Raw genomic sequence first — 20664 nt, forward strand, 5'->3', positions numbered from 1 at the left:
CAGTGGTTACTCTGGGGGGATGTGTTCATAGCAGTACTTCGTGATCGCTGCAGCGTTGTTCAATGATACCGCCGCCTAGACACACGTCGCCTGAGTAAAATACCGCCGATTGGCCGGGCGTTACCGCCGCTACTGGTTCGGCAAAATCGACTTGCCACTGCTGCGTGTTTAAACGCTGTACACGACAACCAATATCAGCTTGACGATAGCGTGTTTTTACCGTCAATTGGGCATTATCAGCGGGGCCGTGCGCAGCGACCCAATGTAATTGGTTGACTACCATGCCGTGCGAGTACAGCCGCGGATGATCGTGACCTTGCGCCACCAACAAAACGTTATTCTGCACGTCTTTGTCGACCACGTACCAAGCCTCGCCGTTACTATCGGCACGGCCGCCAATGTGCAAGCCTTTACGCTGTCCTAAGGTGTGATACATCAAGCCTTGGTGTTCACCCAGTAGTTCACCATCGACGCTTTTAATGGGACCCGGTTGAGCGGGTAAAAAGCGCTGTAAAAAGTCGCTAAACTTGCGCTCGCCGATAAAGCAAATGCCGGTTGAATCCTTTTTGTCGGCGGTTACTAGGCCTTGAGCCTCGGCAATTTCGCGTACCGTTGGTTTTTCTAAATGGCCGACTGGAAACAGCGTGCGCGCGAGCTGTGCTGACGATAAGGTATACAAAAAGTAGCTTTGGTCTTTGTTGCCATCGAGACCGCGTAACATCTGCACGGTATCGGCTTGGTCGGGGTTTGCATGCGCCGATGCGCTACTGCGTTGTACGTAATGACCAGTGGCAATGTAATCGGCGTCGTGCACCTCTAAAGCAAACTCTAGAAACGCCTTAAATTTAATTTCTTTGTTGCACATAATATCGGGGTTGGGCGTACGCCCGGCGCGGTATTCGTCTAAAAAGTACTCGAATACGTTATCCCAATATTCCGCGGCAAAATTAACCGTGTGCAATTCAATGCCTAACTTATCGCAGACTTGCTGAGCATCGGCTAGGTCTGCCGCTGCCGAACAATATTCGGTATCGTCGTCTTCTTCCCAGTTTTTCATAAACAAGCCTTCCACCTGAAAGCCTTGTTGCTGCAACAAATACGCCGATACCGACGAATCGACACCGCCGGACATGCCGACGATGACTTTACAATCCTGGGGTTGTTTGCCGTCGGCTAAAACCTGAGCGGTAGCCGGTGGCACTGTTGCGGCATGGCGCGCGTTTTCATCTGCGCTATTACGACTGGACATGCGACCTCTGCTGTATTGAGTTACTGACGTAAATGACAAACATCGGTAAAAATTAAGGCCGCGATTTTAGCAGTTTTTTCGTTTAAAAGGTAGCATTGGGGTGCTACCTCGGGTTTTAACTGGCGTCCTACCAGACCGGCGTTTCCTCACGCCATTGGCCGGGTTGCAGGGTACGCAAAGCAAAGGGGCCAACGGCGGCGCGGATCAAGCGCAGTGTCGGGTGACCAACGTGTGCCGTCATGCGCCGAACTTGGCGATTACGGCCCTCGTGAATACGCAAGCAAAGCCAACTGTCGGCGACGTTCTTACGGCTACGGATGGGCGGATTGCGTGGCCACAATTGTTGCGGTTGCGGCATTAAAAAAGCTTCGCCCGGTAGCGTTAGGCCGTCGTTTAGCTCAACGCCGTTGGCGAGCGCCGTCAGCGCTGCTTGATCGGGTATGCCTTCGACTTGCGCCCAATAGGTCTTTACCGTTTTAAAACGGGGATCGGCCAAACGTGCCTGTAAACGGCCGTCGTTGGTGAGCAGCAATAATCCCTCGCTATCTTTATCTAAGCGTCCGGCAGGATAAACATCGGTAAAGGGCACGTAACCCTTTAAGGTGGCGCTAGGGTCGTCGCCAGAAAACTGCGAAAGCACATTAAACGGCTTATTTAATAACACCAGTTTAGGGTTGGCAGGGCGCCGTTCTGCGGCGCTTTTGGGGGCTTTTCGACGGCGTCGGTGGCTCGTGTTAGACCCGATTTTCGTTGGCTTCACCGTGCTGATCCTCTAAAATAAACGGCTTTTATGGGGTAAAGAGTATCATTAATGGATACGGATAAACGAATGATTATTGGCGGCGATTTAAGCCGCGCACTGCGCGGTGACTATCATTTAGGCTTTGCTGCGACGCTAAAAAACGCCTGGCAATTAAGCTTGCAGTATATGCCACAATTATTGCTGGGCGGCATTGTATTAATTTTAATGTCGAGCATTGTCATTAGTTTGATTTTGGGTGATCAACTGCGTGCGTTTTTAAGCATCGTCGAGGCGGTGCAAAATGGCGCCGAACTGACCGCTGACAAACAACAACAAGCGTCGATGACGCTGATGCAAATGCAATTGGTCTATCAAATTGTCAGCGCGCCGTTATGGGGCGGTATCTTTTTGATGGGCATTCACCAAAGCATCGGTTTAAAAACCCGGGTACGCGATATTTTTGCCGGTTTTAGTCGTTTGTTACCGCTTATCACAGTGGCGGTAGTGGGCTTTTTAATTTCGCAGTTAGGCCAATATGTACTGGCGCTAGTTAGTCCTGTGCTGAGCATTCTATTTCAAAGTTACTGCACCTTAATTTTTATTTTGGCGATGCCATTGTGCATGGAGCGTCAGTTATCGCCATTACGTTCGCTGTATGCCTCGACGCTGATTGTGAATAAAAAAATCACCGTATTTGCGGCGCTCTATGCGCTGATTGGTATATTGCTGGTATTAACACCCATCACCTATGGTCTAGTGGGTATTATTGCGTTCCCATTGTTGGTCACTACCACTGGGGTGATTTATCGCGAAGCCGTGGGTGTTGAAGTGCGCTTACGCGGCGACGATAACGACCGAGGTAACGGCAACACTAACGTTACCGATAACAACGATAGCTGGTCAGCTTAATAGGCGGTACAGCCATGAAATGGTTATTCAGATTAATTTTTGCAGCGTTAGTCTTGGTGGCCTTGGCCACACCTTGGTTAAAGCCTGCTACGAGTGTCGATGAAGCCGTTTCCGGACGGCCATTATTACCCACTATTCCGCATGTCGATGAAAAAACCGAAGTGCCGGACTTTACCCAATTTAACGACGTTACCGAAAAGAAAATCGCGTTTTTCGAGTTTTTATTGCCGACCGTGCGTGCTGAAAACGTGCGCATTGACTATCAACGGCAACGTATCCAGTGGCTGGATTCGCAGTGGCAGCTCGGCACCACCCTGAGTGCTGACGATAAGCGCTGGTTGCGGCAAATTGCCCGTAATTACGAGGTCGACTTCGACTTAGACCCCGACAGCGACATGTTTGTGTTGCTCGAACGCCGCGTCGACCAAGTGCCGGAATCGTTGGTGCTGATTCAAGCGGCTAACGAATCCGGTTGGGGCACCTCACGCTTCGCACTAGAGGGTCTAAACTTCTTCGGTCAGTGGTGCTATCGCAAAGGCTGCGGTTTAGTGCCACTAAGCCGCGACGACGACGGCCGCCACGAAGTGGCCCGCTTCGATTCGGTCAACGCCTCGGTACGTTCGTACATGCGCAACATCAACACCCATCCCGCTTATTTAGACCTACGCCTGATTCGACAAAAACTACGCCAACAGGGTGAAGACATCAGCGCCATAAAACTCACCGAAGGCCTGCACCGCTACTCCGAACGTGGTGCTGAGTATATCGACGAACTTAACGCCATGATCCGTGTTAATCGACCATTGATACAGCAAATTAATTAAGAGCTTAGCTTTTTAAAAATGCGCCTTAATGGCGCATTTTTTGTAATTATATGACGTAAAGCTTAAGGTCTGCTATGAGCGAAAAGCGGACTTTTCTGCATGTACTATCCAGATATTTATAATTCGCCGAATAAGCGTTCCTGCTTTACGCCTAAGTATGAAACTTACAGCACGCTAATTATCATCAGGCACTGACTGAGTTGAGAGACAAGCGGAAGCTACGAACTGTTAATCAAGTTCGACCACTATTTTACCAATCTGCTGATTTGACTCCAGATAGTGATGCGCTGCTACTATCTCTTCAAATTTAAAGCTTCGATCAATGACAGGCTTGAGTGTTCCTTCGGATAAACCCGAGTGGATAAATTGCTTTGCTCTGCGAAAACGCTCGATGTCTTTTATAACTTCAGTAAACACATACCCCCTAACTGTCAGACTTTTACGAAGTGCTATTTTTAAGGGAAAAGGGGTTGTTTCGGGACTTAATGCTCCGTGTACTATTATTGTTCCTTCAGGGCTCATTGCTTCAGCAATTTCAGCTATCTGCGGCCCACCGACAGCATCAAATGCGATTTTTAAATTGTTTGCTCCCAAGATGCTTCTCAAGCTATCCAGTAGCGGTTCTTCTTGGGTTGCAATCACATGGGCCGCACCAGCCTTGAGCACAGCAGCCTTTTTAGCTCCTGTTAGAGTTGTAGCGATAGGGATACCCCCCAGAGAATTCACAATTTGAATCGCAGCCAATCCAACACTGCTCGATGCGGCGGTTATCAGTACTGAATCGCCTTTTTGCACGTTAGCAATTTCGACCAAAGCGCCATAAGCTGTCAGGTACTGCATCCAAGCTGCTGCGCCTTCAGCAAAGGTTAGCCCTGCTGGTTTGAGTGCCACATATTCACTTGGTACGACAATCTCTTCTGCGTAGCAGCCATTCTGAGAAAGCCCCATCTGAGGGACAATACAAACCTCGTCCCCAAGGCGTAAATGATTTACCTCTTCCCCGACTTCAATGACTACCCCGGATGCTTCATAGCCGATTCGCGAAGGGAAGTCAGCCTTTTCTATATAGTGGCCTCGCCTAAACATGGCATCAGCACGATTGAGGCCAACAACTTTGACCGCAATACGAACATCTGTGGCCTGCAAATTTGGACTCGCCAGCGAGTCAATAGTTAACACCTCGGGACCACCTAATTCATGGAAACGAACAGTTCGAACTAGTTTTCTTGGGCTCATATGCATCCTCAACAATGATTTTTTAAGCAATTACATCAATAACTACTTTACCCATGGACCCCAACTCTACGGCATTATGTGCATCCATTGCCGTGTCAAGGGAAAAGCGTGACGGATCGAGTAGTGGCTTAATTTGTCCAGCTTCAACGAGAGCCGTAATTTGCCGCAGAATGTCACCATGATGTTTGCGCCCCTCTCCGCTGAGCTGTGGGTGTAACACAAAAATCGCTGACAATGTTGCAGAGCGTAATGACGACGGTGCCAGGTTATGTGAGCCGAATGCAGCACAGCTTAAAATATGTCCATAATGTGCAATGATAACTAATGAGGCATCGAGTACAGAGCCACCGACAGTGTCGTAAATGATATCGAATCCTTTGCCTTGGGTGTATGCGTCCACGTACTCAGCAGGGCTTGCAGTGTGATAATCAATTGGCGCGGCACCAAGCGCCTTGAGCAGTTGTTGTTTTCCAGTCGATGCAGTGGCATAAACGTCGGCACCTAAGGCCTTAGCAATTTGCACAGCTACATGCCCAACTCCGCCAGCTCCACCTTGGATAAGGACTTTCTGGCCCGCTTTAACATTCGCCTTGTCAACCAAACCTTCCCAAGCGGTAAGTGCAACCAGAGGTAAAGCCGCAGCTTCACGCATGGACAAATTTTTCGGTTTGAGAGCAAGTAACTCAGCATCTACGTTGGCATATTCAGCCAATGATCCTTGCAATCCTCGCACTCCGCCAGTCAGACCATAAACTTCATCGCCTACTGAAAAGTCGGTGACGCCGTCGCCGATAGCAACAATTTCTCCAGCTAAATCGGTGCCAAGTACTGCGGGTAATTCCGGCATGGCATAAGGAGCGATACCTTGGCGGATCTTGTAATCAATAGGATTGACTCCACTTGCAAATATTTTTACTTGCACCTGACCTGCTGATGGAGAGGGTAAGTTAATCAGGGCATCCCGGAATACTGTACCCTCTTCATAGCTATCTAATACCAAAGCACGCATTTGTTTGTTTAACGCTGTCATCAATAACCTCACAAACTGAATATTCAGCGGGTGGTTAAATCACCCGCTGATTAATCGGTCTTTTATTAAACGAATTAAAACTCTTGAACAGTTGGGCGCAGAACAATCTCGTTGATATCCACATCCGCAGGCTGCTCAATTGCGTATGCGATAGCACGAGCAACAGATTCAGATGGAATTTCATTTTGCTGATAAAAATCTTTTACAAAGGCTGCACCCTGAGTATCTGAACTTCCATGTTTTAATTCAGATTCGATTGCCCCCGGTGAAATGATTGTTGAACGAATTTTACCCCCAACTTCATGACGTAAGCCTTCGGCAATAGCGCGAACAGCGAATTTGGTTCCGCTATAAACCGTGCCGCCGGGACTGAATACTTTGATACCCGCTACGGAAGAAATATTGATAAAGTGGCCTGTTCCCTGAGCCTGAAAGATCGGAAGCGCTGCGGCTACTCCATACAGCAGACCTTTAACGTTGATGTCAATCATGCGATCCCATTCGTCAACTCGAGTCTCAGCTAACGGTGCAATCGCCATTAACCCTGCATTATTGATAACCACATCAACTTTACCGAAGCGCTCTTGTGCAAGATTTACAAGGGCCTTCACTTCGTCCTGGCTAGTCACATCTGTCGCTTGAACCGCAACTTTTCCACCCGCTGTGCGTATGTCAGCAGCAATAGCTTCAAGCTTGTCGATGCGTCGGGCACCCAAAACAACAGATGCGCCAAGACTGGCTAAATGTCTTGCTGTGGTTTCGCCTAAACCGCTACTACCACCAGTGATAACAACGACCTTACCGCTGATGTTGTTTGCTAAAACACTACTCATAGTTAATATCCTCAAATCAGTTGAATGAATGACTCTGTCTAAATAACGAGCAAATTATCCCTTACCGTCAAAAATCAATAAATGGAAACGTTTTAATTTCACAATTCCATAATTTGGAATAATATTAGTGTATTCATATCAAACCTGAATGTGACTGTGATGCTTAACAGATTGGAAATGCTCCGGATATTTTGTACTGCTGCTGAGTCTCGCAGCTTTAAAGAAGCGGCTAACCGTCTGGGAATTTCTCCTCAGGCGGTGACACGAGCAGTGAAGGAGTTAGAGCGATTGCAAGGGGAGCTTTTATTTCATCGAAATACTCGACACATACAAGTGACCCTAGTTGGAGAAAAATTTGCTGTGATAGCAAAAGAACGCCTGCGCGCTGTAGATGAATTGTTTCAAACAAGCGTCCCTAACTCGGGTAATGAATTACAAGGGCGGGTTCGTATCGCAGCGCCTGTTGGTTTTGGTCATAAATGCTTGATGCCAGCATTACTGGAACTCTCAACAATACATCCTCAACTGGATATAGACCTGACACTCAGTGACGAGCGCGTGGATGTAGTTGACGAAAAAATAGATATTGGGATTCGTATCGGCTTCATGAGAGATAGTCGATTTATTGCCCGCCAGCTCACCAAAATTAATATGTATGTCGTGGCTTCGCCTGACTTAATAAATAGAGTGGGAAGGCCTGCGTCTATTGAAGATCTAAACCACTTGCCGGTTACAGGGTTAGTAGATTGCAATACGGGAAAGCTTTGGCCATGGGTTTTTTCCATGGACAGACAGTGGACGCCATCCATAACACGTTTTCGAAGTGCCGACGCCGAAGCTGAATTAATGGGTGTACAAAATGGACTGGGGTTTGCTCAAATTCCTGACTTTTCGGCCCAAGACTTATTACGCCAAGAGAAACTTGTGAGAGTGTTAGAAGAGGTCGAGCCGGTGCCTTGGGATTTATATATTTATCGCCCCCAACGTGGTCCAGTACCACAACGTATTCGATTGGTTTTTGATCACTTGGTGTCAAGGTTGAGTGTCCGCTAATGGCATAAAGCTGAAGTTCAGTAGTAAGCGAGGAGCGGACATTTATTACAATCCGTAGTATCGTCACAAATCGCCAAAGATTAAATCGTAAAGGATTGTAACTTGAAACTCCTCACATTATTCGCAAGTTTATTTTTCAGCGCTTTAAGTTTTGCAGGCGATAAGCTTTACGATGAATCCAGAGATAGACATATTCCGATAGAAGTCTCGTACCCTAATCAAAACGAACATTGCAATCAGGCTCAGAAGTGCTCAGTAGCATTACTGAGCGCAGGTTACGGCGTATCACATACTAAATACACTTTTTTGTCCGACCATCTAAACCAACTGGGTTACATGGTGGTGGCTATTGGGCACGAGTTAGAAAACGATCCTCCGTTGTCGGTCTCGGGTAATTTGTATGAAGCTCGAAGCGAAAACTGGATGAGAGGCTCAGAAACACTGGAGTTTATTAAATACAGGCTGGCACCCACTTACCAACACTATAACTTCAACGATTTGCTACTTATTGGTCATTCAAACGGTGGGGATATTTCCTCTTGGCTTGCGAATGCCGATAAGGATTATATCGTCACACTGATTACACTTGACCATCGCCGCGTTCCGCTTCCCAGAAGAAAGGGTATTAACGTCCTCTCAATTCGAGGTAGCGATTATCCTGCTGACGAGGGCGTATTGCCCTCAAAGAAAGAGGCAAAAAAGTACAGCATGTGCGTCAAAGAAATACCAGAGTCCCGTCACAATGACATGACTGATTACGGCCCTAAATGGCTTAAAGATGAAATTACTAACGTTATCGATAATTTTCTAAACGGCACGGGCTGTCGAGCTGATTCATGATGAATACTAATCTGGCCCCGGTTCGCTCCTGCCACAAAACCGCCTTTAACCACTAACCCACATTAACCACCTGAATTTTCCCAAGTTGCTGTTCTTCGGCGTCCATGGCGTCGATGCTGGGGACGCTGTAGCTGGGTGAGTCGAAGGCGGTGTCGCCATTGCTATCGGCGACGCCGTGGGCGCTGACGGCGGCGAAGTCGAATAGGTTTGCGTCGGCTAGGTGTGAGGGCACGACGTTTTGCACGGCGGTGAACAAGCTTTCGATACGGCCGGGGAATTGTTTATCCCACTGTGACAGCATCTGTTTAACCGCCTGGCGTTGCAGGTTTTCTTGTGAGCCGCACAGGTTGCACGGAATGATCGGAAACTGCATCTGTTCGGCGTAGCGGCTGATGTCTTTTTCGCGGGCGTAGGCCAGCGGACGAATCACCACGTGTTCGCCGTTGTCGCTCACTAATTTGGGCGGCATCGATTTTAGCTTGCCGCCGTAAAACATATTCAAAAACAAGGTTTCCAACATGTCGTCGCGGTGATGACCGAGAGCGATTTTGGTCGCGCCTAACTCTTTTGCGGTGCGATACAAAATGCCACGGCGTAAGCGCGAGCACAACGAGCAGGTGGTTTTGCCAGCCGGGATCTTTTCTTTCACGATGCTGTAGGTGTCTTCTTCGACAATGCGGTAGTCAACACCCAGTTCACTCAGGTAGTCGGGTAACACATGCTCGGGAAAGCCGGGTTGTTTTTGGTCTAAGTTAACCGCAATCAGCTCGAATGATACCGGTGCAATGCGTTTTAAATACATCAGTACGTCCAGCAGGGTATAGCTGTCTTTACCGCCCGATAAGCACACCATAATACGGTCGCCGTCCTCGATCATGGCAAAGTCCTCGATGGCTTTACCGACGTCACGACGGATACGTTTTTGCAATTTATTAAAGCTGTATTGCTGCTTATTGGCTGCCATGCTGGCTCCTGACTGACGCGGACGGCTGAACGTTAACGGGCGCCGATTATAGCGAACCGTGTCAGCGCTGTCATGCCCTGCAGGTTGGATTTAGCCGCCTGACTCAGGATTTTGCCAACGGCGATTTAAAGCCCTCGGGTTTGACCGCCAATACATCGCAATTAAGATGGTCGATCACGTGTTCGGCGGTGTTACCGATCAAGGCGGCGCTAAAACCGCTGCGACCAACCGTGCCAAGCACGACTAACTCGGCATCTAAGCGTTCTGCCACCTCGGGAATGACATGTTCGGGCATGCCTTCTTCGACATGGCAGCAAGCGGCGGGAATGTGATAACGATCGGCGTAATGTTGTAGTTGAAGCAAATGCTGTTTTGCCAAGGTATCACCGTAGCCAACCATGTCGAATTCAGGAATTTCGACCGCGATGTTCATGGGGGCACCGGGGTAGGCGTTGAGCAGGTGCACTTGCGCCTGTAACGGCTCTGCCAAAGCTAGAGCACGCTCAATAATACGGCGATTCAGGCTGTCGTGATGGTCGTTGTCGCTAAGCGCATGAATTGCGGCAATAATATGGCCTTGTTGGGGCCAGTCATGGTCTTTGACCAGTAATACCGGGCAGGGTGCTTTACGTAATATGTGCCAGTCGGTAGGGGTGAAGATAACGTGCTGTAAGCCGTCATGACGGCGAGTGCTTTTAATGATCAGGTCGTGCTGCTGCTCGATAGCATGGATGACGATAGCCTCGTAGGGGCGGTTATGCCACATCACACAGAGTTCATGCTCAACGCCGTGCATATCATAGTCGCTGAGTAAATCTTTTATCCAAGCTTCGCGGTCGGCAATCAGACTGTGTCGCATGGCCTCGCGTTCTTGCGCTGCCAACATCGTGGTCATTTCGTAGGAGAAATCATAAATCGACAGAAATAGCGTTAGCTTGACGTTGGCCAATTGCTTGGCAGAAGTTAAGCGCGCTAGTTCTAATGCCCGGTGTAACGCTTTTTGCTGTTGCTCGGTGGCGTCCAGCACCACCAAGATACGCTGTTCGCTTGCCTGTGTACTGTCCATCATCTGACCACCCTTAATCAGCACTGCAATAAACGTTCATACGGTAATTGCTCTGTTATTAGATTAGCCTAGGGCGCGGCGATGTGCGAGTGCGGATGACTTAAAGCGGCGTCAATATTGTCTTAAATCACGGTTTTTTCATGATCAGGGGCGCGGTCTAAACAGCGCCGCGTCGGCTGATCGCCGAGGACGCTGTTTACTGAAGCATCGATATTAATTATCGATACGAGTGGCTAACGCTTAGGCTTCGCAGCCTGCCAGTTCCTTGGCTGTGGTGCGTAGTGCTTGCGGGTCGGCAATGGTTACCCACTTATTATCAACGACGATGATTTGCTGGCGTTGTAGCAGGCTTAACAGGCGACTGACGGTCTCTACCGATAAGCCCAAATAATTACCGATATCGGCTCGGGTCATCGATAAGCGAAATTCGCGCGCGGACAAACCACGGCTGGCAAAACGCTCGGACAGGCTCAATAAAAAGGCCGCTAAGCGTTGCTCGGCGGTTTTTTGGTTTAATAGCCCATGCAAGCGTTGATCGGCAACCAACTCAGAACTCATCAAGCGCATCACTTGTTGTTGCAGAGCCGGTAGTTGCATCGATAAACGTTGTAACTGCTCGTAGGGAATTTCGCACAACATGCTGGTTTCCAGCGCCACGGCAAAGCTTTGATGCTGCTGCTTAGCTAAACCATCAAAACCGATTAAATCGCCGGGCAAATGAAAGCCGATGACTTGTTGGTCGCCGTCGTCCGACAGTGTATAGGACTTTAACGAACCCGACCGCACTGCATACAGGCATTGCAAACGTTTGCCGCTGGCAAACAATTGATCGCCTTTTTGCAACGGTTTATTGCGCTCGATAATGTCGTCAAGTTGAGTCAAAGATTGGCTATCTAAGCTGTAGGGTAAGCACAGTTGGCTAATACTGCAATTTTGGCAGTGAATGTGTTGAGCTGAAGGTGAGGGCATAGCAACGACCCCTTATAATTGTCCAATAAACTGTTTAGCAAGCTGTAGCAATTGCCACGCGCCATAAGCGATAAGCAACACACCCATGGCTTTACGAAACCCTGTCGAGCTTACAATAACCTGTAGTGTACGGCTGAACAGAGCAAAAATAAACATCGCTGGCAATGTTCCTAAGCCAAACAGCGCCATATACAGCGCGCCACCGGCGGCACTACCGCTTAATGCCGCCCAACTTAGCGCACTGTAAACCAGTCCGCAGGGCAACCAGCCCCAGACCATGCCGGCGGCAAAGCTGCCCAGATAGCCGTGTTGACCACGTAAGCGCACCGCCAATGGTTGTATGCGTCGCCACAGTGGTTGCGCCAGTCGTTCTAAGCGGTTTAAGCCAAACCACCAGCCACCAAAATACAAGCCTAATGCAAGCAAAAATAGTGCCGCCAGCACGCGTAAACCTTGTAGCACGGCGATGCTACCTTGCGCGGCAAGCAATACCGCCGCGCCCACTAATGCTCCAATCAGGGTGTAGGTAGTGATGCGCCCTAAGTTATAACAGAGTAACAAGGCGGGCCGTTGTTGTAGACCGATAGCGGCGCTGATACCGCCACACATCGCCATGCAATGACCAGCCCCAGCTAACCCCATTAACAAAGCCGCAAAGGCATCTATGGCGTTCACGGCTTGTCCGACTTATCGCGCTGTTGTTGGTCAGTGTTGGCCGAATTGCGTGGCTTAGCGTTTTGCTGCTCGTCTTCATCGTCTAGCAAAATGCTCATGCCTTGCCGCTCAATATCTTCAAACTGATTAGAGCGCACCGCCCAAAAGAAAATAGCGACGCCAATAGCGACGATGATCATGGCGATTGGAATTAGTACGTAAATGACACTCATCGTGGGTACAACCTTAATGAATTTAACACCACCAGCAGCGAGCTGAACGACATGCCTAATACGGCAATGTAAGGCGTGACCAAGCCAGCCACGGCGAGCGGAATAATAATCACATTATAAGCCACCGCCCAGCTTAAGTTTTGACGCATGATACGACGGCAGCGTAGGGCAATTTCACGCAAGTTTAACAGCGCTTGCAAGTGCGGTTTTAAAATGACGACATCGGCGCTACTTTTCGCCATATCGGCGGCGTTAGCAAAGGTAACCGACAAATCTGCCTGCGCCAATACGGGGCTGTCGTTAATGCCGTCGCCAACCATCATTACATGGTGCCCTTGCTGCTGCAACGCGGCAACCTGTGCGAGTTTATCGGCCGGTTTACAGTTGGCTTGCCAGGTGTCGATAGCTAAGGTCTGCGCGCATTGCTCCACGCGACTGCTGCTGTCACCGCTGAGCAACTGTAATTGCGTCACTTTACCCAGCTGCGCGACGCTGTTGACGGCATCATCGCGTAGTGCATCGTCTAGCCAGTACTCGGCCAATACCTGCGTTTGATTGGCTAAAATGACGTTGGCCTGTGGCAGCGTCGGGCGGTATTGCGGATGCCATTGCTTGATCCAGTCGAGCGCACCTAAACGCCATGCCTGACCGGCATAGTTAGCTGAAAGTCCCGCGCCGCCGTGATTTTCGATATTGCTCAGAGGTGCATCAGCAGGTAACGCTGGCCATTGCTGTAATAGTCGTGCCAACGGGTGCTCTGAATGTTTCTCTAAGCTGCTGGTGAGACCTTGTAAAGTGGCCGTTGACCACTCGCTGGTGGTGTTGTAGTGGCTATCGAGTAAACTGAACTCGCCGTTACTGAGGGTGCCGGTTTTATCGAACACCACGGTATCGATGGCATGCATGGTTTCTAACGCGGCACTGTCTTTTAATAAAATACCTTGGCTATTGAGCTGATGCACAGCGCCGGTTAAGGCGGTTGGCGCCGCTAACGATAGCGCACAGGGACAAGTTGCCACCAGCACCGACAAGGCGACCCAAAAAGCTTGTTCGGGCGCGAACCAATACCAACCAGCATAGGTGAGGGCGGTGATGACCAGCAATTTACTAACAAAATCATTGGCTAACGAGTCAGCCAGCCGCCCCAACTTGGGTTTATGGGCTAGCGCATTGTCTTGCAGCGCCACTATGCTGGCTAATACGGTTTGTTGGTTGGCGGCGTTAACGCGAATTTGAATCGGTTGTTGCTGATTGACGCTGCCGGCTAATATTTGTTCGCCTTGAGCTTTGGCTTGTGGTTGACTTTCGCCGGTTAAGACCGATTCACTGAGCCAACCCTGGCTACTGAGTAGTTCGCCATCGGCGGGTACGGTGGCGCCGGGTTTAACCACAATGATATCGCCAATGTCTAAGGCCGACACCGCCACCGCTTGCGTTTGACCATCGGCGTCGATACGCGTCGCCAGCGCTGGCACTAACTTCATTAAGTTTGCGGCATAACTAATGGCACGCTGTTTAGTGGCTAGTTCTAAATAACGACCGATCAGCAAAAAGAAGGTAAACATGGCGACCGACTCAAAATAGACTTCGCCATGATTGCTAAAGGTGGCGTAGGCACTAGCGCCGTAAGTTGCCAGTAAAGCAATCGATACCGGCACATCCATATTCGGCTTAGCCGCCTGTAAACTGCGTAACGCGCTGATATAAAACGGCGTAGCGCTGTAGCCAATCACCGGTGTGGCAAATAAAAGGCTGACCAACCACAGGTAGTGACGGGTATCGCTATCGAGGTCGCTGACCACACCAAAATAAAGCGCGAACGCTACCATCATGACTTGCATGGTGGCTAAACCGGCCACGCCTAAGCGTTTTAGTAGTTGTCGTTTTCGACGCTTGATGTCTGCTTCGCTGTTGGCTTGCTGAAAGGGCAAGGCGCGATAGCCCACCCGGGCAATGGCTTTCAGTAATTCGCTAAGGGGCTGCTGCTGCGCATCCCAATGCAATTGCACGCGGTCGGTCGAAGCATTCACCAGTACTTGTTTTACCGCTGGCTGTTGTTGTAGCTGACGCTCGATAAGCCAAGCACAGGCGGCGCAAGTCATGCCATCCACCGATAGCGTGATTTGCTGTAAACCCTGTTTGTCGGTGCCGACAAAGCCGCGTTGCAACTGTTCGTTGTCGTAAGCTTCTAGCGCGCTCAACTCGTCCGGAATAAGAGCGATATCTTGTGGATTGCTGGTGTCACGATACTGATAAAAGTGGCTCAAGCCTTTTTCGATAATGGTCTCGGCAACGGCTTGGCAGCCTTGGCAACACACCGCTTGCGCTTGTCCCTGATAAACAACCTGTAAGGCAACGCCCTCGGGGATTGGTTGTAAACAGTGAAAACAGCAGTCGCTAGCGGCGGCTAGTGACTGCTGCTGATCATTGGGCGCTACCGCCATGGGTTTATACACCGTAAAGTTTGGGCGACAAGGTGGTGTCTTTTAAAAGCGGTAGGCGAAATTGCTGACTCACACGCCAGCTACCGTCGTGCGGCTCCACAGTAATGGTGTATTTGCCATCTAAATCGGCTGGCACGTCGGTGCGATAGGTGCCATCACCGGCCACACTCATTAAGCGGCTGAAATCTTTATCGGGTTGTGTGGCATGATAAAAGCTCACTTTCAACGCGCTCAGCAATTCTGGCTGACCGTGCACGTAACGTAAGCGCAGCTGGCCGTCGTGAGCGGCAATATTAAATTCGATACCACGCTTGCGAGCTTCTTCCACTTTAGCAACTACGACGTTAATGGTTTTGCCGCGCTTGTAATAATCGTCAACCACCATGTTAAAACTACCCTGACTGGTAGAAACGGTAATGATAGTGGCGCAAACGATCACTACGGTAACCGGAATGGCAATCAGCACCCATGGCCAAAACTGTTTATACCAGGGTTCAATGACTGTGTTGTCAGCCGTGTCAGCGTGGCTACGGGGGGCTGTGGCAGACGAATTGCTATTGCTCATACGGGGCTCTCACTACAATCGCGTATTGGTGCGCGTATTATAACCAATCTAAACAACAAAAGCCCCGCTTGAGCGGGGCTTTTTTAATGTCAACAGCGGACACTTTTGCTTACTTTCTACGATACCTTGCGGTATATCAATTATTGCTCGTTAGACAAGCTATAAATGTAGGCCGCGACAACGTGTACTTTGTCTTCGCCTAAGATGTCTTTCCAAGCCGGCATGACACCGTTACGACCATAGCGTAGGGTTTCTTCGACTTTGGCCTGACTACCGCCATACAACCAGATGTTGTCGGTTAAGTTGGCCGAGCCGATGTCTTGGTTACCTTTACCGTCAACACCGTGACAAGCGCTACAAACTGCGAAGCGAGTTTTACCGGCTGCCGCCAATTCTGGGTCGACTTTGCGACCGCTAAGGCTTAACACATAGGTTGCCACTTCGGTGATTTGTTGGTCGGTAAATTGCTCACCAAAGGCCGGCATTGCGCCTTGACGGCCACCGATGATGGTCTCTTTAATTTTTGCCGGAGAGCCACCATGTAACCAATCGTCGTCGGTCAAATTAGGGAAGCCTGGGCCACCCATGGCGTTTGAACCGTGACATTGAGAGCAGTTTTGCAAGAATAAACGCTGTCCTACCGCAACCGCTTCTGGATCAGCGGCTAAATCTTCGATAGAGCGTGCCGCGTAAGCCGCAAAGATGGGGCCATATTCGGCTTCTGCCGCTCGCATTTGACGGTCATACTCGACGATCAGACCTTCTTCTTCAGCACGCTTTTCGGCGGCCCGAGACTCGGCTAATGAACGCACATCTTGGTTAGAACTCTTCCAGCCTAATAGACCCTGAAAGTTCCCCAAACCCGGGTACAACGCCAAGTAGACAAAGCCCCAAACGATGCAGATCCAAAACAGATAGGTCCACCACTTAGGCAACGGGTTGTTGATTTCGACGATACCGTCGAATTCATGGCCCATTTCTTCGCCTTCGGCAACGTCGGTATAGTTTTTCATGTTCCAGCGCAGTAGCACAATGATGGCTACCAACAGGCCGAGGGTTAATACAATAACCCATGCACTCCAGAAGCTACTCATGTTTCTTAGACTCCTGTTGATCGTCGCTGCGGTTGTTCAGCGACGACTCATTTTCTTCAAATATGGAATTTGCAGCCTCGTCAAAGCTCTTACGTTGGCGTTTGCTGAACGCCCAAATCACTAAGGCGATAAACAACACCAGAATGATGATGGTAAAAACACCACGCCAAGTTCCATAATCCATATTATTCAGACTCTCTCATTGCTTTATCGGCTTCTGAAAGCGATGTACCCAACGACTGCAGATAGGCGATCAGCGCTTCCATTTCAGTTTTACCGGTAACGGCAGCTTTAGCACCGGCGATATCTTCGTCGGTATAAGGCACACCAAAACCACGGAAAACTTCCATTTTCTTCGCTGTCAGCTCACCATCAAGGGTGTTTTCTGCTAACCATGGAAAAGCCGGCATATTGGACTGAGGTACGACGTCACGCGGGTTGTGCAGATGTACGTGGTGCCACTCGTCGCTGTATCGACCGCCGACCCGAGCCAAATCAGGACCGGTACGTTTTGAGCCCCATAAGAAAGGGTGCTCCCAAACGTGTTCACCGGCTAACGAATAGTGACCGTAGCGCTCGGTTTCTGAACGGAAAGGACGGATCATTTGGCTGTGACAGTTGTTACAACCCTCACGAATATAAATGTCTCGACCTTCCAGTTGTAACGCCGTATACGGCTTTAAGCCAACAATCGGTTCGTTGGTTTGGCTTTGAAAAATCAACGGTGTGATTTCGACCAAACCACCGATAGAGATGGCGATGATCATAAAAATCGATAGCCAGCCGACGTTTTTTTCTACACGTTCGTGTTGATTACTCATTCTGCGAACTCCTTAAGCAGTCTTCACGTCGTGGCTGACTGCAGCGCTTGCACGCTGACCAGCACGGATAGTTTTGTAGCAGTTGTAAGCCATGATCAGCATACCGGTAACGATAAAGACACCGCCGACAAAACGGACGAACCAGAATGGGTAAGAGGCTTCCACCGACTCGACGAAACTATAAGTCAAGGTACCGTCAGAGTTGGTCGCGCGCCACATTAGGCCTTGCATGACACCGGAAATCCACATGGCGACGATGTACAACACGACACCGATGGTGTGTAACCAGAAATGCACGTTAACCAAACGGGTGCTGTATAAGCGTTCTTGGTTAAATAACCGCGGTACTAAGAAGTACATCGCACCGATGGAAATCATCGCTACCCAGCCTAATGCGCCAGAGTGAACGTGACCGATGGTCCAGTCGGTGTAGTGTGACAGCGCGTTAACCGATTTAATCGCCATCATCGGACCTTCGAAGGTCGACATACCGTAGAACGACAGCGATACGATTAAGAAGCGTAGAATCGGGTCAGTACGCAGTTTATGCCAAGCACCTGACAGTGTCATGATACCGTTGATCATGCCACCCCAAGACGGCACAAATAGGATAACTGACATGACCATGCCGACTGACTGAGTCCAGTCGGGTAGTGCGGTATAGTGCAAGTGGTGCGGACCGGCCCAGATGTAGAGTGAAATCAAGGCCCAGAAGTGTACAACCGATAAGCGATAAGAGTACACCGGACGCTCGGCTTGTTTAGGTACAAAGTAGTACATCATACCCAAGAAGCCCGCGGTCAGCAGGAAACCGACAGCGTTGTGACCATACCACCACTGCATCATCGCATCGACGGCACCGGAGTACATCGAGTAAGACTTAGTGAACGATACCGGTACGGCTAAGCTATTGCCGATGTGCAGCAGCGCGATAGTGACAATGAAGCCACCGTAGAACCAGTTCGCCACGTATATGTGACTAGTACGGCGCTTAACGATGGTAGCAAAGAACACCAGTGCGTAGGCAATCCAAACCACCGCAATTAGAATATCAATTGGCCATTCCAGCTCAGCGTATTCTTTTGAGCTAGTGATACCTAAAGGCAGGGTGATGACGGCAGCGACAATGACTGCTTGCCAGCCCCAGAAAGTAAAGGCTGCGAGCTTGTCAGAGAATAACCGTACCTGACAGGTTTTTTGCACGACGTAGTACGAGGTCGCGAACAGCGCACTGGTACCAAAAGCGAAAATAACAGCGTTAGTGTGTAAAGGACGTAATCTTGAATAGGTAAGGTAAGGCAAGTGCAGGCTTAAATCTGGCCAAATTAATTCGGCTGCGATAAAAACCCCCAAAGCCATACCGATAATACCCCAAATGATCGTCATCACGGTAAATTGACGAACGACCTTCAAGTTATAATCTATCGGTTGTTGTTGACTTGTTTGGCTCATCATTTGATTCCACAAATTTAGGCTCGATAGTGAGACTCAGACTTCAGGTGATTGCAGGGAGTAGACGGAATAAACCCGCAGAACCACCCCTGAAAACCGTCGCCATTCTACTGTTTACGCGACAAAAAATATAGCGCAGTTTGTATAAATCATGACTTACATCAAGCGACTGCATTGGGTATCTTATTCACTGTCCTCAAGTGTAGATGAAACTGGTTGTGGCGCAAAAACCGTGAAACCATTAGTGAAAACAGCAGTGCAAGCATTAAATAGACTTTTAAGCTTTTCCTTTGCAGCCTTAGTGTTGGCGGGCTGTCAGCCGAAGTCAGATATGCCTGATGCGGTTACCAAAGACGCCCCTGATTGGGTCACTGATGAGGCGATTTGCCAGCCTCAACAATTGCGTCATGGTTGTGATATTGGTGGTGCTTGGCAACTTCAACTGACACCTAGCTATGCGCCTGCTGAACGGACGTTGCAATTACACTTAAGTTACCAAGGTCAGGAAACCGATGCCGACTTGGCAATTAGCCGCAGCTATTTAACCGGCATGAATATGTATATGGGCAAATTACCCGTGGTGTGGCGAACTGAACAACAGCAGGGGTATCAGGCTGAACTGAGATTAGGCTTGTGTGCTGAACCTTATATGCACTGGCAATTGGTGATAGAGACTATCACCGGGCAACGGATAACCGCCGAGTTTGTCGGTTATCCGCCTGCTTTTAGTGCGTTGGATTGAGTGCGCTGGATTAAAAGTCGTAACGTAGACCCAAGGCCCAGCTATCGGTGTTATCGAAACTACGATAATGCACACCAGCGGCTAAACGGTTAGTGAAATAATAAAAGGCGTCGAGTAAAAAGCCTTTTTCGGCGTCGACGTCGCGATAATCGGTATAACGATAACCTAGGCCGGCTTCAAACTGATTACCGAAACGCTTACGCAGCCCCAGTTGAGCGCCTAAAAATTCATCGTCGCCTTTTAAATGGACGCTATTTTGATCTAAGTCGGTGTCCGTTTTACCGATGAAGGCTTGGGCATCGAAGGTAAAAGCATTATTGATTTCGAAGAAACGACCAAAGCCCAACTGGTAATGGCGCACATCGGCATTGGTGGCAATGTCAGAGTCTGTGGTGGTCATCAGTTCGGCACTAAAAAAGTAACGCGCGCCGAACTGCAATTCGCCGCGGGCCATAAAGCCATCGCCGTCGTAACCGGCGTCGTCATCTTGATTGATGTAAAAGCCTTGAATCGACGAATAAGCTGGACGAGCACTGTCAGCCGCTTGCACGGTGGTCGTTAAACCGCTAGTGGCAGCAACCAGAGTAGCAATCGCTAAAGCACGTTTCATAACCGACTCCTTAATTCAGTTGATGAATTTCAGTGATGAATAAATAACCTTGTTAAGCCTGCGTGTTTATGGCGCCCTCGTCAACTACGGATGACGCAAAAATCGTGCGGTTTATAGGTCATAGTGGTGCTCAAGCTGCTCAGCTACTGCCCGATATTAACGCAAGTTTTACGTAATTCATTCGCCTTGTATTGATTTTTTAGTATTCACAGTTGATTTTTTAGCAATTAAATGTTGCTTCATAAGGTTATTATGGTGTGTGATTGTTTTATTTAGATCAGGGCGAAAATGAAACCAGTTTAGCTCCAATAACGTATTAAGGAGGGTGGCAACT

The 20664-nt window shown here is 49.3% G+C and carries 22 protein-coding genes; 5 read left to right on the forward strand and 17 right to left on the reverse strand.

What is annotated here, in order from left to right; genetic code table 11:
- Positions 1–25 precede the first annotated feature (25 nt).
- Both mnmA and A10D4_RS02030 read right to left on the reverse strand, forming a co-directional pair.
- On the reverse strand, positions 26–1249 hold the full coding sequence (mnmA, locus tag A10D4_RS02025) for a tRNA 2-thiouridine(34) synthase MnmA (RefSeq protein WP_008487415.1): 1224 nt from the start codon (positions 1247–1249) through the stop codon (positions 26–28).
- A gap of 127 nt (positions 1250–1376) precedes the next feature.
- On the reverse strand, positions 1377–2009 hold the full coding sequence (locus A10D4_RS02030) for a pseudouridine synthase (protein WP_008487417.1): 633 nt from the start codon (positions 2007–2009) through the stop codon (positions 1377–1379).
- Between the two features lie 51 nt (positions 2010–2060).
- Here A10D4_RS02030 and A10D4_RS02035 point away from each other — a divergent pair, with 51 nt between their 5' ends.
- Together A10D4_RS02035 and A10D4_RS02040 are read left to right on the forward strand one after the other, a co-directional pair.
- A complete protein-coding gene (locus A10D4_RS02035; RefSeq protein ID WP_008487418.1) occupies positions 2061–2900 on the forward strand; it encodes a hypothetical protein in 840 nt (279 codons plus the stop codon).
- A gap of 14 nt (positions 2901–2914) precedes the next feature.
- Positions 2915–3724, forward strand: a complete 810-nt coding sequence (locus A10D4_RS02040; protein ID WP_008487420.1) for a glucosaminidase domain-containing protein — start codon at positions 2915–2917, stop codon at positions 3722–3724.
- 228 nt (positions 3725–3952) lie between these two features.
- Here the strand turns inward: A10D4_RS02040 and A10D4_RS02045 are convergent, their stop codons facing one another.
- From A10D4_RS02045 to A10D4_RS02055, 3 genes are all read right to left on the reverse strand, one after another.
- Complete coding sequence (locus tag A10D4_RS02045; RefSeq protein WP_008487421.1) at positions 3953–4960, reverse strand: zinc-dependent alcohol dehydrogenase family protein; 1008 nt, start codon at positions 4958–4960, stop codon at positions 3953–3955.
- A gap of 22 nt (positions 4961–4982) precedes the next feature.
- Positions 4983–5990 carry a zinc-dependent alcohol dehydrogenase family protein gene (locus A10D4_RS02050; RefSeq protein ID WP_008487422.1) on the reverse strand — a complete coding sequence of 336 codons (1008 nt, stop codon included), beginning with the start codon at positions 5988–5990 and terminating at the stop codon, positions 4983–4985.
- Between the two features lie 74 nt (positions 5991–6064).
- Entirely contained in the window at positions 6065–6823 is a 759-nt protein-coding gene (locus tag A10D4_RS02055; RefSeq protein WP_008111098.1) for an SDR family oxidoreductase, read from the reverse strand.
- 159 nt (positions 6824–6982) lie between these two features.
- On the opposite strand from A10D4_RS02055, the gene A10D4_RS02060 reads away from it, so the two are divergent.
- Together A10D4_RS02060 and A10D4_RS02065 are read left to right on the forward strand one after the other, a co-directional pair.
- On the forward strand, positions 6983–7876 hold the full coding sequence (locus tag A10D4_RS02060; protein ID WP_008487425.1) for a LysR family transcriptional regulator: 894 nt from the start codon (positions 6983–6985) through the stop codon (positions 7874–7876).
- A 102-nt stretch (positions 7877–7978) separates the two neighbouring features.
- Positions 7979–8716: an alpha/beta hydrolase gene (locus A10D4_RS02065; RefSeq protein ID WP_008487426.1), complete on the forward strand. Its 738-nt coding sequence runs from the start codon at positions 7979–7981 to the stop codon at positions 8714–8716.
- Between the two features lie 52 nt (positions 8717–8768).
- Here the strand turns inward: A10D4_RS02065 and ttcA are convergent, their stop codons facing one another.
- From ttcA to ccoN, 11 genes are all read right to left on the reverse strand, one after another.
- Entirely contained in the window at positions 8769–9680 is a 912-nt protein-coding gene (gene ttcA, locus A10D4_RS02070; RefSeq protein WP_008487427.1) for a tRNA 2-thiocytidine(32) synthetase TtcA, read from the reverse strand.
- A gap of 103 nt (positions 9681–9783) precedes the next feature.
- Positions 9784–10746, reverse strand: coding sequence for a universal stress protein UspE (gene uspE / locus A10D4_RS02075; RefSeq protein WP_008487428.1), 963 nt, complete (start codon positions 10744–10746; stop codon positions 9784–9786).
- Positions 10747–10986: 240 nt separating this feature from the next.
- Positions 10987–11715 carry a fumarate/nitrate reduction transcriptional regulator Fnr gene (gene fnr, locus A10D4_RS02080; protein WP_008487429.1) on the reverse strand — a complete coding sequence of 243 codons (729 nt, stop codon included), beginning with the start codon at positions 11713–11715 and terminating at the stop codon, positions 10987–10989.
- 12 nt (positions 11716–11727) lie between these two features.
- On the reverse strand, positions 11728–12390 hold the full coding sequence (locus A10D4_RS02085) for a sulfite exporter TauE/SafE family protein (RefSeq protein ID WP_008487431.1): 663 nt from the start codon (positions 12388–12390) through the stop codon (positions 11728–11730).
- Positions 12387–12602 carry a cbb3-type cytochrome oxidase assembly protein CcoS gene (gene ccoS, locus A10D4_RS02090; protein WP_008487432.1) on the reverse strand — a complete coding sequence of 72 codons (216 nt, stop codon included), beginning with the start codon at positions 12600–12602 and terminating at the stop codon, positions 12387–12389. The genes A10D4_RS02085 and ccoS overlap by 4 nt, the downstream gene beginning before the upstream one ends.
- Entirely contained in the window at positions 12599–15046 is a 2448-nt protein-coding gene (locus A10D4_RS02095; protein ID WP_008487433.1) for a heavy metal translocating P-type ATPase, read from the reverse strand. The genes ccoS and A10D4_RS02095 overlap by 4 nt, the downstream gene beginning before the upstream one ends.
- A 4-nt stretch (positions 15047–15050) precedes the next feature.
- The gene (locus A10D4_RS02100) at positions 15051–15611 is read right to left on the reverse strand and encodes a FixH family protein (protein ID WP_008487434.1); all 561 of its coding nucleotides are present in this window, start codon (positions 15609–15611) and stop codon (positions 15051–15053) included.
- 140 nt (positions 15612–15751) lie between these two features.
- Positions 15752–16705: a cytochrome-c oxidase, cbb3-type subunit III gene (gene ccoP / locus A10D4_RS02105; protein ID WP_008487435.1), complete on the reverse strand. Its 954-nt coding sequence runs from the start codon at positions 16703–16705 to the stop codon at positions 15752–15754.
- Positions 16698–16889 carry a CcoQ/FixQ family Cbb3-type cytochrome c oxidase assembly chaperone gene (locus A10D4_RS02110; protein WP_008487436.1) on the reverse strand — a complete coding sequence of 64 codons (192 nt, stop codon included), beginning with the start codon at positions 16887–16889 and terminating at the stop codon, positions 16698–16700. The genes ccoP and A10D4_RS02110 overlap by 8 nt, the downstream gene beginning before the upstream one ends.
- A gap of 1 nt (position 16890) precedes the next feature.
- Positions 16891–17526 (reverse strand): cytochrome-c oxidase, cbb3-type subunit II, encoded by a 636-nt coding sequence (ccoO, locus tag A10D4_RS02115; RefSeq protein WP_008487438.1) that lies wholly within the window; start codon positions 17524–17526, stop codon positions 16891–16893.
- 12 nt (positions 17527–17538) lie between these two features.
- The gene (gene ccoN / locus A10D4_RS02120) at positions 17539–18978 is read right to left on the reverse strand and encodes a cytochrome-c oxidase, cbb3-type subunit I (protein ID WP_008487439.1); all 1440 of its coding nucleotides are present in this window, start codon (positions 18976–18978) and stop codon (positions 17539–17541) included.
- Between the two features lie 244 nt (positions 18979–19222).
- On the opposite strand from ccoN, the gene A10D4_RS02125 reads away from it, so the two are divergent.
- Positions 19223–19720, forward strand: a complete 498-nt coding sequence (locus A10D4_RS02125) for a hypothetical protein (RefSeq protein ID WP_156812066.1) — start codon at positions 19223–19225, stop codon at positions 19718–19720.
- Positions 19721–19730: 10 nt separating this feature from the next.
- On the opposite strand, the gene A10D4_RS02130 is transcribed toward A10D4_RS02125, so the two are convergent.
- Positions 19731–20330 carry an outer membrane beta-barrel protein gene (locus A10D4_RS02130; protein ID WP_008487441.1) on the reverse strand — a complete coding sequence of 200 codons (600 nt, stop codon included), beginning with the start codon at positions 20328–20330 and terminating at the stop codon, positions 19731–19733.
- Between the last annotated feature and the right edge of the window lie 334 nt (positions 20331–20664).

It is taken from the genome of Idiomarina xiamenensis 10-D-4, from assembly GCF_000299895.1.
GTDB lineage: Bacteria > Pseudomonadota > Gammaproteobacteria > Enterobacterales > Alteromonadaceae > Idiomarina > Idiomarina xiamenensis.